15 protein-coding genes and 1 tRNA gene are annotated in these 16,677 nt (G+C 39.7%); 7 read left to right on the top strand and 9 right to left on the bottom strand.

Features of this window, described 5'->3' with window-relative positions; translation table 11 throughout:
• The first annotated feature begins 311 nt into the window (after positions 1-311).
• Positions 312-644 carry a hypothetical protein gene (locus tag QZZ23_RS07795; RefSeq protein ID WP_292468557.1) on the top strand — a complete coding sequence of 111 codons (333 nt, stop codon included), beginning with the start codon at positions 312-314 and terminating at the stop codon, positions 642-644.
• 57 nt (positions 645-701) lie between these two features.
• Here QZZ23_RS07795 and QZZ23_RS07790 read toward each other — a convergent pair.
• Positions 702-786, bottom strand: a tRNA-Leu gene (locus QZZ23_RS07790).
• An 88-nt stretch (positions 787-874) separates the two neighbouring features.
• Here QZZ23_RS07790 and QZZ23_RS07785 point away from each other — a divergent pair.
• Complete coding sequence (locus tag QZZ23_RS07785; RefSeq protein ID WP_292468555.1) at positions 875-1,645, top strand: MBL fold metallo-hydrolase; 771 nt, start codon at positions 875-877, stop codon at positions 1,643-1,645.
• A 111-nt stretch (positions 1,646-1,756) separates the two neighbouring features.
• On the opposite strand, the gene QZZ23_RS07780 is transcribed toward QZZ23_RS07785, so the two are convergent.
• The 3 genes from QZZ23_RS07780 to QZZ23_RS07770 form a co-directional block, all read right to left on the bottom strand.
• The gene (locus tag QZZ23_RS07780; protein ID WP_292468553.1) at positions 1,757-2,299 is read right to left on the bottom strand and encodes a DJ-1/PfpI family protein; all 543 of its coding nucleotides are present in this window, start codon (positions 2,297-2,299) and stop codon (positions 1,757-1,759) included.
• Between the two features lie 371 nt (positions 2,300-2,670).
• On the bottom strand, positions 2,671-4,716 hold the full coding sequence (locus QZZ23_RS07775) for a Cache 3/Cache 2 fusion domain-containing protein (RefSeq protein ID WP_292468550.1): 2,046 nt from the start codon (positions 4,714-4,716) through the stop codon (positions 2,671-2,673).
• Positions 4,717-5,084: 368 nt separating this feature from the next.
• Positions 5,085-5,996 (bottom strand): RimK family alpha-L-glutamate ligase, encoded by a 912-nt coding sequence (locus QZZ23_RS07770; RefSeq protein ID WP_292468547.1) that lies wholly within the window; start codon positions 5,994-5,996, stop codon positions 5,085-5,087.
• 149 nt (positions 5,997-6,145) lie between these two features.
• Here QZZ23_RS07770 and QZZ23_RS07765 point away from each other — a divergent pair, with 149 nt between their 5' ends.
• Positions 6,146-6,427: a carboxymuconolactone decarboxylase family protein gene (locus tag QZZ23_RS07765; RefSeq protein WP_292468544.1), complete on the top strand. Its 282-nt coding sequence runs from the start codon at positions 6,146-6,148 to the stop codon at positions 6,425-6,427.
• Positions 6,428-6,470: 43 nt separating this feature from the next.
• On the opposite strand, the gene mtaA is transcribed toward QZZ23_RS07765, so the two are convergent.
• On the bottom strand, positions 6,471-7,496 hold the full coding sequence (mtaA, locus tag QZZ23_RS07760; protein ID WP_292468542.1) for a methylcobamide:CoM methyltransferase MtaA: 1,026 nt from the start codon (positions 7,494-7,496) through the stop codon (positions 6,471-6,473).
• Between the two features lie 239 nt (positions 7,497-7,735).
• Between mtaA and QZZ23_RS07755 the strand changes: the two genes are divergently transcribed.
• Both QZZ23_RS07755 and QZZ23_RS07750 read left to right on the top strand, forming a co-directional pair.
• On the top strand, positions 7,736-8,539 hold the full coding sequence (locus tag QZZ23_RS07755; RefSeq protein ID WP_292468539.1) for a hypothetical protein: 804 nt from the start codon (positions 7,736-7,738) through the stop codon (positions 8,537-8,539).
• A gap of 128 nt (positions 8,540-8,667) precedes the next feature.
• Positions 8,668-9,483 (top strand): hypothetical protein, encoded by an 816-nt coding sequence (locus QZZ23_RS07750; RefSeq protein ID WP_292468537.1) that lies wholly within the window; start codon positions 8,668-8,670, stop codon positions 9,481-9,483.
• 59 nt (positions 9,484-9,542) lie between these two features.
• On the opposite strand, the gene QZZ23_RS07745 is transcribed toward QZZ23_RS07750, so the two are convergent.
• The 4 genes from QZZ23_RS07745 to QZZ23_RS07730 form a co-directional block, all read right to left on the bottom strand.
• Positions 9,543-10,133, bottom strand: a complete 591-nt coding sequence (locus QZZ23_RS07745) for a Maf family nucleotide pyrophosphatase (protein ID WP_292468534.1) — start codon at positions 10,131-10,133, stop codon at positions 9,543-9,545.
• A 153-nt stretch (positions 10,134-10,286) separates the two neighbouring features.
• On the bottom strand, positions 10,287-11,393 hold the full coding sequence (locus QZZ23_RS07740) for a hypothetical protein (protein WP_292468531.1): 1,107 nt from the start codon (positions 11,391-11,393) through the stop codon (positions 10,287-10,289).
• A 45-nt stretch (positions 11,394-11,438) separates the two neighbouring features.
• A complete protein-coding gene (locus QZZ23_RS07735; RefSeq protein ID WP_292468530.1) occupies positions 11,439-11,840 on the bottom strand; it encodes a tetratricopeptide repeat protein in 402 nt (133 codons plus the stop codon).
• Between the two features lie 111 nt (positions 11,841-11,951).
• On the bottom strand, positions 11,952-12,269 hold the full coding sequence (locus tag QZZ23_RS07730) for a B12-binding domain-containing protein (protein ID WP_292468527.1): 318 nt from the start codon (positions 12,267-12,269) through the stop codon (positions 11,952-11,954).
• Positions 12,270-12,495: 226 nt separating this feature from the next.
• Between QZZ23_RS07730 and QZZ23_RS07725 the strand changes: the two genes are divergently transcribed.
• Together QZZ23_RS07725 and QZZ23_RS07720 are read left to right on the top strand one after the other, a co-directional pair.
• Positions 12,496-13,986 (top strand): small ribosomal subunit Rsm22 family protein, encoded by a 1,491-nt coding sequence (locus QZZ23_RS07725; RefSeq protein ID WP_292468524.1) that lies wholly within the window; start codon positions 12,496-12,498, stop codon positions 13,984-13,986.
• A gap of 154 nt (positions 13,987-14,140) precedes the next feature.
• Positions 14,141-16,606 carry a U32 family peptidase gene (locus tag QZZ23_RS07720; protein WP_292468521.1) on the top strand — a complete coding sequence of 822 codons (2,466 nt, stop codon included), beginning with the start codon at positions 14,141-14,143 and terminating at the stop codon, positions 16,604-16,606.
• The last annotated feature ends 71 nt before the right edge of the window (positions 16,607-16,677 follow it).

Here is a 16,677-nt window from a genome sequence, read left to right as displayed (position 1 = left end):
GTGGAAAAGTCAAGGACATCATAAAGTCCATTTACAGCCAGAATAGTTCCGATAGGAAAGCATATATTGTCATTAGGAATAATGTCGTATGTTCTTAGTTTTGTCTGCATTTTAGTCGATTCAAACAGAATTAAGAACACATTTATTACTTTTGACTGTCAAACTTGGGTTTGACTATTGTTTTACTAATTCTTGCGTTTATTTTATGCATTGTGTTCTTCTTTTTATTAGATTTTGCACTAATGTATTTGATATTCAAATGAACTATGGTTATATGTAACAAACAGAACGATTGAATTCTGGAGGGTTCTATGGGAATAATACAATCAATATTTAGGATGTTTGGATTTAAACCAATAAAACCAATAAAAGACAAACCTTTTAGACATGTTAGACGAAAACGTCACAAAGTAAACATTGGTTATATAGTTCATACCAGTGAAAGTTCCGATTGTAATGGAAAACCTATCAAGACTTTCAAATCAAAACGCAATTCTTTAGGATATGCTAAAAAACTTTCTAGGCGGTTGGATAAGACCGTTTATGTGTATCAAGTCGATTTGAACCATTATTCGCTTGGTACTGGAGACACAGTTGAAATTAATAGATATGGAGTATTCAATACGTATGTTTTTAGAGTTTGAATATGTGGTGTTTATAACGTTGCGTTTTTTGGTTATTACTATTACCCAAAAACAAAGTGCGAGGGGAGGGATTCGAACCCTCGAAATCCTTCGATACTGGATCTTAAGTCCAGCGCCTTTGACCTAGCTGGGCGACCCTCGCAGTGAGAATAAGTGTATAAGTGCCAGCCATACGGTATCGAACATCCCTTTAATAAAAGTTAAGTTACTTAAGTCTTATTATAGCAGGTATGAAGATTACGTTTCTTGGTACAGGAGTTGGCATACCTCAGGCTGGCAGGGTACAGTCTGGTGTGCTCATGGATATAGGGGACATGACCTTGCTTTTTGACTGCGGGTGCGGTGTTCTTGGCAGAATACAGGAGAGCAGGCACGAACATAAGGACATTAGTGGCATCGTGCTCACGCATTTGCATCTGGACCATGTAGGGGATGTGCTTGCCCTGCTTAAGGCCAACTGGCTTGTGGGCAGGACGCAGATGCAGTTATACGGCCCTCAGGGCACCCAGGAATGGTTTGAGAAGACGCTGGATATCTATGAGTATCTCAAGGACAGGTTCACCGTAGATATCACGGAACTCTCACCGGGGGATGAATTCAGGCCAATGGGTGCGGATGGCAAGGATGCTGATTGCATAATCAGGTGTGCTAAAACCGTCCACACGGACAACTCACTGGCATATCGTGTTGAGAGCGAAGGAAAAAGCATTGTTTACACAGGAGACACCGAGCCATGTGAAGCAGTAATGGAACTGGCAGAGGGTGCGGATATCCTCATACATGAATGCTCCTTTCCACTGGGTTTCCCCATGACCAATCACACCACTCCTGACATGTTCACTCTCATGCTGGACGAATCCCCTCTCAACGTAAAGGAACTCTACCTGACACATCTCTATCCACACATGGGCGGACGTTATAGAGAAGCAGTAGATCATATCAGGAAATATTTCAAAGGCAAAGTCACCATTGCTAAAGACCTGATGGAAATAAATCTTTAGTTTTCGGTCAAAACAAGGAAAAGCAAAGCAAAAATCGAAAACCTGAATTGAAATGAATTAAAAATTACTGCTTGAACAGGAAAAATAGAAATTGAACCGGCTTAGCCGGTTTCATATATTTTCAAGAGCCTCAAGAACAGCTTCCCCGAACTCTTCAGCGCAGGTTGGATCACGCCCGGTAACTATGTTACCTGTAACAATGACCTCTTCATTCTCATAGTCCGCTCCACCTTCAAGAAGCTCCTTGATGGCTGCAGCATCTTTGAAAACAGTAGCTTTTTTCCCTTCAAGGATTCCTGCCCTTGCAAGTACAACCGGAGAGACACAGATGGCAGCGACAACCTTTTCCAGATCAAAGGCATCCACAACCAGCTTTTGCAACTTTTTATCAGGCCACAAAAACTTCCGGGCTCCCGGCCCTCCAGAAATAACGATTGCATCATATTCGGCAATAACAACATCGTTGATAGAAACATCAGGTTTTGCAGTACCCCCTAGCACTCCTTTAGCTTCATCTGTTGTATTGCTTGCAATCGTAATAGAAAGTCCTGCATCCTCAAAAACATCTCTCGGTTCAAAGAATTCCTCATCCCTGAAACCTTCCTGTGCAATAATCATCAAAACTTTTTTATTAGCGAGATCTGATCCTGGCATATTATCACTTTTTAATCCAACATTGCGATATCATTTTTCAACTTTACGGTAAACTCATAATAACCAGTATTATAGTCGTTCAATTACTTTCACTAAAGCAATTTTTCATTCAAATTATTTATATCTAACGAATTGAAATAATAAATAGAATAAATGTTTCGCTTCAACATCGTTTGGGTAATCTCAACAAGAACATCTCATCAATTCTCTAGATGCTAAATACAAGTTGATACTTGAAACCCATTTCATTCAACATCATGCACATTTATATCCAATATATGATCAGTAAAATTGAACAAGTATTTAATGAAATCTGCTGTAAAAAAAGCAGAATAAAAGTAAAGAAGAAGGGACAATTCCCTTCTTTGTCCTTATTCTGTTATGTATTTTGCAACAAACTCCTGCATTTCAGAAGCCATCTGGGCCAGTTCCTGTGAACTCTTTGCAAGCTCCTGCATGGATGCAGTCTGCTGCTCAACTGCTGCAGACGTTTCCTGAGTACCTGCTGCAGATTCCTGTGAGATAGATGCTACCTCATCAACGGTTGCTGTAACCTCTTCAATGGATGCAGATTGCTGCTCAGCTGCTGCTGCAATGTTCTCTGCCATAAGAGCAACCCTGTTACTCTCCTCGACGATCTTCTGCACAGCTTCAACAGTATTACTAAGTGCACTGACACCTTCTGTAACTATCTTTGTACCAGAGTCCATTGAAGTAACTGCTGCATGAGTTCCTTCCTGGATATCTGCAATGAGTCCTGATATCTGTGAAGCTGCAGTCCCTGAGTTCTCGGCAAGTTTTCTTACCTCATCTGCCACAACAGCGAATCCACGACCGTGTTCTCCTGCCCTTGCAGCTTCAATTGCTGCGTTAAGAGAAAGTAGATTAGTCTGGTCTGCAATATTGGTGATTAACTGGACAATTTCACCAATCTGGTTTGACTTTGCTTCAAGGTTCTTGATAACATTTGCAGAGCCGTTTGTAGCACTCTGGATCGCATCCATTTGTACAAGCATTTCCTTGGACTGATTTCCAACCTCAGAAATGAACTCGCTTGCTGCATTTGCTGCTTCTGCTGCATGCTGTGCATTAGTTGCAATATCTTGCACACCCATGGTCATGTCATTCATGGTTCTTGCAACATCCTCTGCGCGTGAAGACTGTTCCTGGGAACCTTTTGCAATCTCACCTACTGTATCAGCTATCTGGATAGACGATGCAGTCATTTCCTCAACGGCTGCAGACATCTCTTCTGAGGTTGAAGCTACACTATTTGCACTCTTACTAACTACACCAATAACATTTGTCAGTGTGGCCAGTATATCATTAAGACCAAGTGGGATTGCAGTGAAATCAATATCAACGTTCGTCTCTGCCCTGGAATTGATTTTACCTTCCATTGCATCGTCAGATATCTTCTTGAAATCTGCAACGATTCCTTCTACTCCCTTTGAAATGGACCTACTTATCAGGAGACCTGCTGCTGAACCAAGTATTACGAATATTAGTATAGCTGCAATAAGTCCATTTCTGATAGCTCTTACAGGAGCTTCGAACTCGTCAATGTAAGTACCGGATGCAATTATCCAATTTTCCTCCGGATAGTAAGTGTAACTGATTGCCTTGTCACGACCCTGCCAGTTGTAAACAAGTCTTCCTTCTTTTTCAGCGACCATTGTCTTTGCAAAATCATTGACCAGAAGGTTATCTCCCTCAATGCTAGGATGAATGATGACATCTCCATTAGAATTCATCACATACATGTATCCGGTTTCACCAAAAGAGATTGCAGACATCTGTTCTTTAATAATTTGCCTGTAATGTTCTTGCGCAACACCAGCAAACAATATGCCTACAGTCTTCCCTGAAGTATCTCTTATTGGTTCATAAGTACCCAGATAAGTTTTCCCGAGTACATCAACACTTCCTGTATAGGACTCTCCTCTCTTTACAACAGCTTGATAGACTGCATCAGAAACCGAGGTTCCTACTATACGGTTTCCACTGTTGTCACGTAATGTAGTGGAAACTCGAGTTGCTGAACCGTCTTCCACTTGGAAAATAGTAACTTCCCCACCAGTCTCATCTTTGATAGTGTCAGCAATATTGTAATTATTGTTAACAATTAAATTCTCACCAAACATCAATTTATTATCTGATATGTGCGCATCTCCAAAAGCATTTAACCTGTTTCTGGCCATAATAATATTACCTTCAAGATTTTCCAAACCAACGGAGAATACAGCTTCCACATACTGTTCTTCCATTAAGACCTGTTCATCGAGTCTCTCATAGAGTTGTTCTCTGATGGCAGTCGAAGTCTGCTCGTAAGCAAAAAGTCCGACTGCAGTCACTGGCAAAATCGTAAGGATCAAAGCAAGCGCAATGATCTTTTTACTAATAGTAATATTCTTCATATTTAATTTCAAGTGTCCACGTCCTCTTATTGTATATACATCATCATAATAAATTAACAATTGTGAATGATATTTCAGATGCAACTGTGTATGAGTTGCACATGGTTATCTGATTTATATATATTAGAAAATTATATAAATCTATTGATTCGTCCTATAAGCTCCAAACAAAAAAGGCATGCTTCTGAAGATATCTACTAGGTATCACAGTATTTGTGGGAGGCGTTTACAATGCTACGATGAATTAAAAAAGAGGTATTCATATAGAGTTACATATTATTCAGCATAAAATGAATTTGTTTTTGCACATACACGAATATTTATTGTATGTACAACTTATCCCAGGTAAAGTCGAACAAACTAAAAATTTAATCTTCGAATTTTCCAAGACGAACTTTTATGAAATTATAGATCTCATCGGCAATATCTATATCACAGCAACTTTCAATGCCTTTAAAGCCAGGAGAAGAGTTTGCCTCACATATCTTGAAATGTTTCCCATCAAAAAGCAGGTCTATACCAGCTATCTCCAATCCAAACAGCCTTGCTGTTTCCGTTGCCAGCCACTTGACCTCAGGAGTCATCTCAAATTGTGTAACCTGTCCTCCCCTGGAATAATTTGCTTTAAAATTGTTGTCATTTGAACTACGTTCTATACAGGCTATGGGCCTTCCACCAACAACAAATACCCTGAGATCCTTTCCCCGACTGCTTTCAATGAACTCCTGAAGGATTATATTCAGTTTTGGGTTTGTTACATGAATAAGTCCCATAAGGTCATTGAACTGGGATTTACTATCACACAGAAATACTCCTTTTCCAAGGGAACCTGAAAGTGTTTTGACTACCAGGGGAAATTTCAGGTACTTTTCAACAAGTGAATCGTCTATTGGATACTTGCCAAGCATCGTTTTGGGAACGGGTATATTATTTTCCGCCAGTATTTGCTGGGAATATAGCTTATCCTTTACAGTATCGATACACTGAGCTGAATTGACAGTATACACTCCAAGTCTTTCCAGATGTCGTATCACAGCCATACCAAAATAAGTAGTACCGGCACCCATCCGAGGCAGGAGAAAATCCGGCAGTGAAACAACTTCCCCATTAAGTAATATGCTCTTGCGGTCCTCCTTTGTAACAACAAGATCAAACTGATCAGGGGAAACGACTTCGATTTCTATTCCTTTTTTACCTGCCGTTTCTATAAGGCGATGAATCTCATAAGCTTCCGGACTCAGTTCGATCTGGGGTGTCTTATAAAGAATCCATCCTTTCAATGATTAAAACCTCTTTGTAGGCATGCTATTAATACGCGCTTATGATAAAAATAGATATGCTACGTAAAAAAATAGATGACGTATATTTACAGAATGATCTGACCTATAACTTTTTAATGATGAAATAAATCTATAGCAGAGGATAGATCATGACATATTTGAATGAAAGATTACCTGAAACTGCAGAAGCCTTTGGAAAGATGCGTGAATCCATATTCAAAACTGCAGCCCTTGACACTAAAACCAAAGAACTTATAGCTATCTCATGTTCAGTGCTTCTCAGATGTGAGAAATGTACTGTCATACATTCCCAGAGGGCGAAGGATAATGGTGCTACTGAAGATGAAATAGCAGAAGCATTATCCGTCTCGATGTTTATTGCAGCCGGTTCACAGCTTCACTGGACAGATGTTTACGATAAGATACTATAATAGTACTGTTACAGCAGTACTATTACAATGGTGCAATAGGTACTTATTTCGTATAGAATTCATCCCTTGCTTCTACAAAAGCCCTGATACTCCCAATAGGAGTACGCGGGGCTATTCCGCAACCAGGAGCCAGAATACCTGCCCCATCCATAATACATTGTTTTGCTTCTTTTTTGATGTGCTCAGGAGATTTTCCAAGCAAGGTGGCAGCAGGAGATACATTACCTATAAGGCATACTCTGTCTGAAACCATCTTGCTGGCATAAGAGAGATCCACCTTTTCTTCTATACTAAGCCCATCAAACCCGGATTCTGCCATTGCATCAAGAATATCTGTGGCATCCCCGCAAATATGAAGAATTGAATTGCCAGTCATTTTCTCTGTAAGCAGCCGGTAATGTGGAAGTATAAGTGACTCGAACAGCGGTGGTGGGAATATATCAGGACCTGCTTCGGAATCTATTATAACTACTGCATCCACTCCGTGGTCAAAAAGTGCATTGGCATATTCTATACAAACCTCAGTACCCATGGCAAACAGTTCTGTAAGAAGTTCGGGTTCGGTTATACACCATCTGAGGTAGTTCTTTGCACCACACATATAGAAAGCAATAGCTGCAGGACCTATCATTCCCGCTATGATTGGAATGTCATCTGAAACCCTGCTTTTTATCATATCAGTGGCTTCAAGCATTATTTTTATTCTTCTGCTTTCAAGCAGGTTTTCAGGAACAATGAACTTTGCAACATCTTCCTTCTTCTTGAATGGAAAATCAAGCTGGTAGGGCTGTGTGTCCAGGGAGCCTTCATCAAAAGTACACCCAAGGGTTTCAGCTATAACCGTATTACAAAAAGGATACCTTACTGCTTCAAGTCCTGTAAGCTCATGTGCTGCAATGGCCAGCGTTGTCATCTTCTCAGGATCATAATGTGCATCAGGCCACTTCGCACCGGTTATTTCCATAAGTTCGACAGTTCCGGTTTGGGTTACCGAACAAACAGGTACTTTATCCACATATTTTCTTTCTAGGGAATAGATAAAACGTTCTTTTAAAGAGAGACCATCCAAGAGATTTCCTCCATATGTTCTATAATTATTATAAGAACATGCTTGTTATTCTAATATAAGAGTTGTTTTTGCTTGCTTATTTTGTAGTTAAAGAACTTATATTCTTTACCAGTACCATAGAAATGATGATGTATTTTCATAATTTAATAACATAGCGTCATAGAAAAATATTGCATCGTACAAATTTTATCGAAATTTTTTTAAATATATAAGTAATTTCCAGGAGTGAGGTACAAATTATGGTTAAATTAATTCAAAAAATGATAGTGATTATATCATTGTTGGCTTTGATATTGATCTCAGGATGTGCAGAGCAGGAAGTTGCTCCCGTAAGTCCTGAAAATGTGTTGATTACTGCATTTCCGGTAATAGTAAAGGAATTCAATGAACAGGACATATTCCTGAAATTAGCTAACAATGCTACGCAAGCAATTGATTCTGTACAGGTTTCAGACTTTACACCAATGATAGTTATAGGGACAAATTCACTTAACGTAGCAGGAAAACAACAAATTGCTGAATCATCCATTCTTTCTGCAAAAATAACTGCACCTGCCTTTGATACAGATGTAAATGATTCTGCTGTCACTGTTAGTTACCTTTCAGGTACAGATGAAAATGGATTGCAGATAACTAATACAAAATCAGTTCCTGTGGAAGTAACAATACTTCCCGATGTAAAACTCCAGTTCCTTGGATTTGTAAAAGATATGGATTCACTGCGTACATCTGCATCAGAAACATGGGAGCTTAAAGCAGGAGATAATGCAACTATCACATTCTCTGTAAAGAACCATGGTCAGAGCACTATACCTGGCGGACTTCTCACGGTTGTCGCAGATGTCGATAATAAGCTCATAGCAGATCATGCATCCATGAATATAACCGAGTCAATGGCAAGAAGTGGAACATCATATACAAAAGGATTTAATATATCTGTTAAAGAAGATGCACCAAACGGTGAGACTGATGTATATGTCAGATTAATGTATGGAGAACATATCGTAGACGAGCAAACTCTTGTATTAAAGGTTAAGCTGTAGGCGCTAATATGAAAAGTGCGAACCTCCTGCTTTTCCTTTTTATTTTTATTTTTTGCACCTGTAACGGATGCATAAATCAAAATTTGAGGGATGAGCTCCAGCATCCTGTTATTACTAATGTGGATGTAATGTCAACATCGACAGATGAAGAGTTCAAACTTAAAGTAACTGCCTATGTCCAAAATCCCCAGAATACTGATACAGGCTCACTTTTCATTAAAATAAAGACTAAGGACCCTTATACAAACCTTATAACGGCTGAGCATACTGAAAGCATAGGCTACCTGAAGGCAAATTCACAGACTTACAAAGCCCTTTCCTTCAGTGTACCAAAAAGCGGTGAGCAGCTTGTACAGGTAGAACTTTTTGAAGACAATAATCTTGTAGATGACCATACTACCCAGGTGCAGCTTGAACAGGAAACTACCGGATCTGTTTCAAATGTAATCCTGACAGACCTTATGATAGAAACCATACAGACAACTAATTATGGCGAGAATATTATCTTTGAAGCCTCACCAGGACTTTATAATCTGGGAGAAGAGACAAATAAAGTAACTGTTGTTGTTACAGCTGTTGTTGACGAGTATACAAGATACACAGGCAGCGCTATTGTCCCAAATATGGAACAAAGTAAGAAAACAAGAGGTACTGTGAGAATGACAGTTCCAGCTGATGAATCTTATAGTTTTGAAATTGACATTGTTGTAGATGGACAGCTTATTTCCAGTGCTAAAACGAGTAGATCAATAAAACTCCATGACCTTAAACTGGAAATGCCAACAACCTATGTACTCCTTGAATCAGAAGCACCTGTTGAAGATGAAATACCTGTAGAAGATGAGAGTGCAGATGAACCTGCCTCTGGATTTGAATTGCCAATACTGGTTATTTCAATGTTGTTTGCTGCCGGAGCTCTAAGAATGAAGGATAGAAAGGAATAAACAGATATTCATTTCTCATTTTCATTTCCATTTTTCTTTTTCTCTTTTGCATGATCCAACTAGTCCCGGACCTGCAGAACATTGATGCTGAACTTTTCTAGTATTTCTGAAAGTCTGAAAAGCGGAAGACCAACAACATTAAAAAAGTCACCATCTATCTTTTCCACAAGCATGGCACCTTTTCCCTGAATAGCAAAGGCACCAGCCTTACCTGATGGTTCTTCTGTATTAACATAGTCATGGATTAGCCTTGCAGACATTTTCCGCATCCACACATGAGTTAGTTCATATTTAGTGATTTCCTTCCCATTTGCAGTATCCATCACGGTCATTCCGGTAATAACCTGGATCTTTTGACCACTTATCTGTTGCAACATTTTCTTTGCATGTTCTAAATCATCCGGTTTGCCCAGAACTTCATTCGCACACACAACAACTGTGTCAGCAGAGATAATTATAGCTTCTCCGACATCCTGTGCAATATTATATGCTTTTTCACGGGAATGATACATCACAAGTTCGGCCGGAGTCAAGCCTTGTACAGTATACTCTGCATAAGAACTGACGTGGACATCAAAAGTATTGCCGATTAATTGTGCTAGCAACTCTTTCCTCCTTTCCGATGCAGAGGCAAGAATTATCTGATTCATGTGTGCAAAATGACAGTTAATCATATCTACTTTTTGACAAAAACGGATAAAAATCCCTAAAATAGTATGTTTTACTGAAAAACATGGAATACAACTTTCAAAAATCCAAAAAAGCATTTGAAGGCAAACGTTTGTTTGCCCTCACTAACAGATTTACTGCTCAGGTATTGTACCTTCGTTCACCCATTCACCCATATTACTATCAGCTATTCTATGGACATTGTCAAACATAGGCAGATTGATGGGATACCATTGTTGCAGGAAGGTAAGCATGTGATATTTCATGAAAACTTTTGCGGGCATTCCTATAAAGGCCATTATCAGGATGAATAGGATTAGCTCGACTACAAGTATCGGGATGAGCAAAACCCATACTGCAGTATCCGACAAAATTGCCGAGAAAACAAAGTAAAGGACTAAATCCACAATACCCAACAATATCAATAATGTAGCTGCTAGTATAAATCCAACAATTGCCATGGCTATCCCCACAGCAATGCCCAGTATCAGCCTGCCTATCCAGTATATGATAATTTGTTTCCAGTCCTTCCTGAACTGTCCCAGTACTCTGGACAGTCCTGAAAAAATACTGCAATCAGAGTACATAGAAACGGGTATTGACATGTTAATGAAAGAACCCAATATGCCCGTTATTATGGCAACTACAAGAACAACAGCAATAAAAATAAAAATCATAAAAGGCAGTAACATTAACATTCCATTAGAGTCGGCAGATTCCAGATTTGACATATCTGAAAAGGACACACCCATCAGTGACAGAGAAATTAATGCCATAATAGCCATTATAAGCATGACTCCCAGACCAATCAGAATACGCAGGATAAAAAGTGACAGTCCTTTACCCAGATATTTTTTAAAATAACCTCTTATGTGAACGTCATTGTAAACCAATGATTCAACAAAAACAAAATCCATTATGCTTCCAATTATGCTCATAAGCAAAACGAAAAGGACTATCAATAGAATAGCTCCAATTATGATCGCTGATACCGAAAAGGAGGACAAGGTGCTTTGTATGCTGTTTCCAATTTCATTTATACCTGAAGGCAACGAGGAAAAGTCCGAATCAGACCCACCGTAGTTGTTCCCTCCACTATTAAACCCACCGCCGCCACTTCCACCAATAAAAAAGGCAATTATGGCGAGTTTTACCCACTTCCATAAATCGAATGGTTCAATAAGACAGGTCCGTGTCCGTTCAATGGCACGGTCCACTGCATCTATTACATACCAGCTCATATAAATTAATATAAACTGTGATAATAAATAGTTACTGGTTTTATCTTAGTTGAAATAAGAATTTACCTGACTTCTATTCCTGGCACTAAGTATAACTTTTTTCAACATCAGAAGTCCGTCATCATCGGGATAATAGCTTATTGCTCTTTCAAGTATTTTGAGTGATTTTTCCGGCATTGAAGACCGAAGACATGCATCTGCAAATATTATAAGAACTTCCTTAGAGCAAGGATCAATTTCCAGTGCATCTTCCAGACATTCAATGCCTTTTTCAGAATCACCCATCAGGCAATATGCAAGTCCTTTCATCGAAAGAGCATATTCATCATCAGGATGCTCTTTTAGAATCTCATCCAGACAGAAGATTGCTTTTTCATATTGTCCATCAGCTATCAGAATATCCGCCTGTCGCATCAGGAGTTGTTCATGTGTGGCAGAATCATCCATAATAAAAAATGGATGGTCATCACTAATAAATATTTCAGTTTGGAATTGTTTGTTCCAAAAAAATTGATTAAAAAGGAGGCAGGTAAAAAAATGAAATAATAGCTCCAGGACTCAGACATTCATAACAATATTACCAAATATCCTAAGACCCGTATGATTCTCCTTTGCACAACATTTCAATAATGAAAGACCCCTTTCCACTATTCTCGATGCTGCAACTATATTTACAAGGGGAACGTCACCTTTTTCGAAACGATCTCCCATCTCTTTCATACCTTCAATGAATCCGAGTTCAATAAGATCGACAGGATCCATGCCTGCATCAACCGCTTCCCTGACGGCAGATTCGGCTTCCCCGCTGTCAAAGTTCAGAACGGATTCCCGTGCTTTTTCTATTATTTTTTTGAATCGTGGTTTTTCAGGTACCATATTATCAATCCTGAGTTTTGTTGTGGAGATCCCTCGTCCATTGGAATTAATCCACTTCTGTCGTCTTGATCTAAGGAGGTAATCTATTTTACTTGATTTAAGACAACTTAAATTGATTACACGCATTTACTATTTAAGTTATTCGATTTAAACCACAATCAAAATGGAAATGGATACAAATTTTTCATCAGTATATTTATCATGTGGGAAAGGCTATGAAACCATAATGTCAGATAGGGAGATCATATCCACATTTAAATACGTTTCACGTATGAAATCAGAATTCATGTTATCGGAGATTACAGATTATCTAAAAGAAGAAACATCTGTCCGGCAAGTATACAAAACCCTTAAGCCCTTCTTTTTCGACCTTGGAGTCGATGTTGTTACCCTTCAAAATGATTATAGGATTGTTCGTGCCACTCCCCTGAAGAAAATGGAACTGACAGGTGACGAAATCAAAAAGAGTGATTTCTTTTTTAAGTCAACCGCTGTGTCCAGAAAAATGGAACGTCTTGTCGAGCAATACATCGAGAAGAAAACCAGTAAAAACTGGGATGATGAAATAGTTATGGAAAAAATAAGGAGAGCCATCCGTTCCCAGAAAGCAGACTACTGGAAAGAAGGCAGTTCCAGAAAAATAAGTTATGAAAAAGGATATAGCACCCTGGGATATCTTGCTTACCAATTCCCTGTGTATTTTATACAGTTCCAGTACCTGCTTCATGACCTTGCAAAAGAAGGGCTGTTGAAGAACCGCATGAAAATACTGGATGTTGGGACAGGACCTGGCACCATCCCATTGGCTATTATTGATTTTTATAACCGTCTTGATGACCGAAAGGCAAACATCCATACAATTGAACTGTTCGACGAGAACATCGAAGCATACAATTTCCTCGTACCTCAGTATGCTGATATAAAATCAAACGTCACAATTGAAGAAACTATCAGAGCTGATGTCAGCAAACTGGATATCGAAAAACTGCCAGATAACATTGATCTCATGGTCTTTTCCAATGTCCTGAATGAAATGAAAGACCTGAGTATGGAACAAAAAGCCGATATTGTAAAGAATATGGCAGAGAAGCTTTCACCAGATGGCAATATCATAATAATAGAGCCTGCTGATAAGGTCAATTCAACTGAGATGAGAGCACTCACGATAATGCTGAAGAGAATGGGCATCAAGATCTACAGCCCGTGCTCTTTTATCTGGTCAGGTGAATGCACTCTTGAGACATGCTGGAGCTTTGAGCGCAAAAAAGATATTGAACCCACAAGGCTCATGTTAAAACTTGCAGAATGCAGTGAGCCATACCGCTACGTCAATACCGATATCAAATACTCATATGCGATACTCAGGAAAGATAAATTATCAAAACAGAGTCTCATTGTTTCTGACAGAACAAAATTCGCCCCCATGTCAAAAATAGATATGCACAATACGAAGAGAATAAACGTTGTAGCTTCACTGATGTCAGGCGATCTGGGTGATGAGAAGTACAAGCTCTACAGGATATGTGACGGTACTTCTAAAAAAGCAGTCTACGCTGTGCTGCCAGCTCATAACCTTACAGAGGACAACGAGATTATTACAAAAGCCGAATATGGCAGTATACTTAAACTGTACAATGTGCTCGTCAAGTACAATGAAGCGAATGATTCATACAACCTGATAATAGGAAAAGGGACCGACATTATACCCAATATATAATATTAAACAGTCGGATTTAAAATCCCAAGGAAATCGTTTTAAATTAGACGAACTTATTATAAGCCGATACGGAAAAGGCGATTGTTCCTTTTCGTCCTGATCCCAATATCATAATTATCGTTTTACAATTCAATCTAAGAAGAATCTGATCTGCATGCATAGTAATAAACCTTCAAACTGTACACCACCTGAAGTCCTGGCCCCTGCTGGTGACCCACAAGCCTTGAGAGCTGCTATTAAAGGAGGGGCTAACGCCGTTTACCTTGGAGTCGGACAGTTCAATGCCCGGCAGGGCGCAACGAATTTTTCCATAGAAGAACTCAGGGACAACATCGATCTTGCACATTCCTATGGTGTCAAAGTGTTCATGGCACTGAATATTCCCCTCAAGCAAAATGAGATGCAAGAAGCAATTGATATTGTTCATAAGGCATATGCATACAACATAGATGCGATCATACTGGAAGACCTTGGCCTGTTCTTTTTGCTTAAAGAACATTTTCCGGACCTTCCACTCCATGCAAGCACCCAGATGACAATACACAACCTACAGGGTGTTGATTTCATAGGAGATGCGGGTGCTTCCAGGGTTATACTTTCAAGAGAACTGACCACAGAACAGGTCAAAAGTATCATAGACAAAACATCTGTGGAGATTGAACTTTTCGTACACGGTGCTCTTTGTTACTCATTTTCAGGCAGATGCCTGTTCAGTACTGCAATTACGGATAGAAGCGCAAACAGAGGTGCCTGTTTCCAGCCATGTCGAAGGCCATTTAAACTGTCAGTAGATGGACAGGTCATAGACAGCAAACTTGTAGGCGATTATCCGATAAGCTGTGCAGAACTCTGTACATTCCCGGGACTGGAGGACATTATTAAGGCTGGTGTCAAAAGTCTCAAGATAGAAGGCAGGATGAAGAAACCTGAATACGTGACTGCAAGTGCCAGAACCTACAGAAACGTTGCGGAAAAAATATGCGATACTGGTGAGAATTTCAGTAGCGATGAACTGGAAGAAATGGAGAACGAGCTTGCAAAACTTTTCTACAGGGGTTTTACACGGGGTTTCGTGCTTGATGAAAAAGATGTCACACAGCGCAAATACAGTGCTAATTATGGTGCCTATCTTGGAAAGGTAGCAAATATAACCAAGTCACAGGAAGAAGGTAAACTAACAATTCGCCCCCTTCATGACATTAAAGTGAACGATGGTATTAGCATAAATACCCCCGTCAGGATCATCGGTTGCCGTGTGCATGGAATTGTTGTTAACGGAGAAGCTGCACAGGTTGGCAAAAAAGGGGAGGACGTCACCCTGCTGATAAGTGCAAAGACCAGCAAATCCGTAAGGCAGAACGATGAGGTCTATGTTTCCACCGACCCGCAATTGCTTGAAAGATTACAAAATATTGAACTTCAATTCACTCCCCTGACAATAAAGATACGTGCAAGAAAGGGAGAAAAACTGCATATCAGTGTGAAAAGCAGGAATCTGGAAACGGAAGCTACCAGCGATTACATAGTGCAGGAAGCAAAAAGTTCACCCACAAGCCGGGAACAGATAATAACTACCCTTGGGAAACTAGGCGATACAACATTCCATGCAAAAGACATAATCATGGATGTTGACGACAATATATTCATCCCCATGGGAGCGCTTTCAGGAACCAGAAGAGAGGCAGTTGAAAAACTGTTCAATTCCAGATTTCCCCGTCTGGGCAGAAACCGTAGTTGTCCCGACGTTTCCACTGGATATAAAAGGGAAAGAACCAAAGACGGGGCAAAAATACCCCTGTTAAGTGTTGAAGTGGCAGATATTGATTCCATCTTCGTTGCATCCAAATCCGGTGCTGACGTTATTTATGCGCCTATCCACCTGTTTACTGAACTCATGAATGAGGACAACATCCTCAGGACTAACGGCCTGAAGGAAAAGAATATAGAATTTGTCCTGATGACACCACAGATAAGCTTTGAAGAGGACATGCCTGAGTTAAAAGAACAGATGCAACAGGTTATCGATGCAGGATTCAAGGTTGCATGTTCCAACTACGGACCTGTTAGGCTGGCAAATGAACTGAATGCACCATTCGTTGCCCAGAAGGAGTTCAATCCATTCAACGCTTACACGACAAATGCGTTCAAAGAATCAGGTGCTTACCGTGTGACACTTTCAAGTGAACTGAACCTTGAGGAATCCCAGGATGCCTGTATCAACACTGATCCGGGCCTTCAGATAGAGGTCATGGCCTATGGACGTGAACTTTTGCTTGTGACAAAGAATGACCTGCTTAAACCGTTCATTGATGACGATATGATCAAAGCCGATAGTGAGGTACTGCTTATAGATAATACCAAAGGCTCATTCCCGGTTAAAAGGAAGGATGAACGCACCCTCATCTATAATTCAACTGTGCTGAACATGGTGGAGGAAATAGACAAACTTTGTGATTCCGGTGCCGATGTGCTCAGACTTGATCTTTCCCTTTATGAGAAAGTGGACGTAAAGGATATCACACGTAATTTCAGAAAGGCACTTGATGGTAAACAGATCAAACTTAAGTCCTCAAGAGATGAGGAATACGATCATGGCCATTATTTCAAAGGTGTTCTATAATCATTTATTAGAATTACGGCTCTGTAGAATTCCTCATTTTGACAACAAGCATAACCTTGACATACCTGTCA

The organism is Methanolobus sp. (genome assembly GCF_016278385.1).
Classification (GTDB): Archaea; Halobacteriota; Methanosarcinia; order Methanosarcinales; family Methanosarcinaceae; genus Methanolobus.
Note: the sequence above shows the minus strand (reverse complement) of the source record. Positions and strands in the feature narration are given on the sequence as shown.

Excerpts from the sequence above, each read along its gene's own strand:
- QZZ23_RS07795 (WP_292468557.1), top strand. The coding sequence starts at position 312 with ATGGGAATAATACAATCAATATTTAGGATGTTTGGATTTAAACCAATA.
- QZZ23_RS07785 (WP_292468555.1), top strand. The coding sequence starts at position 875 with ATGAAGATTACGTTTCTTGGTACAGGAGTTGGCATACCTCAGGCTGGC.
- QZZ23_RS07780 (WP_292468553.1), bottom strand. The coding sequence starts at position 2,299 with ATGCCAGGATCAGATCTCGCTAATAAAAAAGTTTTGATGATTATTGCA.
- QZZ23_RS07775 (WP_292468550.1), bottom strand. The coding sequence starts at position 4,716 with ATGAAGAATATTACTATTAGTAAAAAGATCATTGCGCTTGCTTTGATC.
- QZZ23_RS07765 (WP_292468544.1), top strand. The coding sequence starts at position 6,146 with ATGACATATTTGAATGAAAGATTACCTGAAACTGCAGAAGCCTTTGGA.
- QZZ23_RS07755 (WP_292468539.1), top strand. The coding sequence starts at position 7,736 with ATGGTTAAATTAATTCAAAAAATGATAGTGATTATATCATTGTTGGCT.
- QZZ23_RS07750 (WP_292468537.1), top strand. The coding sequence starts at position 8,668 with ATGTCAACATCGACAGATGAAGAGTTCAAACTTAAAGTAACTGCCTAT.
- QZZ23_RS07745 (WP_292468534.1), bottom strand. The coding sequence starts at position 10,133 with ATGAATCAGATAATTCTTGCCTCTGCATCGGAAAGGAGGAAAGAGTTG.
- QZZ23_RS07740 (WP_292468531.1), bottom strand. The coding sequence starts at position 11,393 with ATGAGCTGGTATGTAATAGATGCAGTGGACCGTGCCATTGAACGGACA.
- QZZ23_RS07735 (WP_292468530.1), bottom strand. The coding sequence starts at position 11,840 with ATGGATGATTCTGCCACACATGAACAACTCCTGATGCGACAGGCGGAT.
- QZZ23_RS07730 (WP_292468527.1), bottom strand. The coding sequence starts at position 12,269 with ATGGTACCTGAAAAACCACGATTCAAAAAAATAATAGAAAAAGCACGG.
- QZZ23_RS07725 (WP_292468524.1), top strand. The coding sequence starts at position 12,496 with ATGTCAGATAGGGAGATCATATCCACATTTAAATACGTTTCACGTATG.
- QZZ23_RS07720 (WP_292468521.1), top strand. The coding sequence starts at position 14,141 with ATGCATAGTAATAAACCTTCAAACTGTACACCACCTGAAGTCCTGGCC.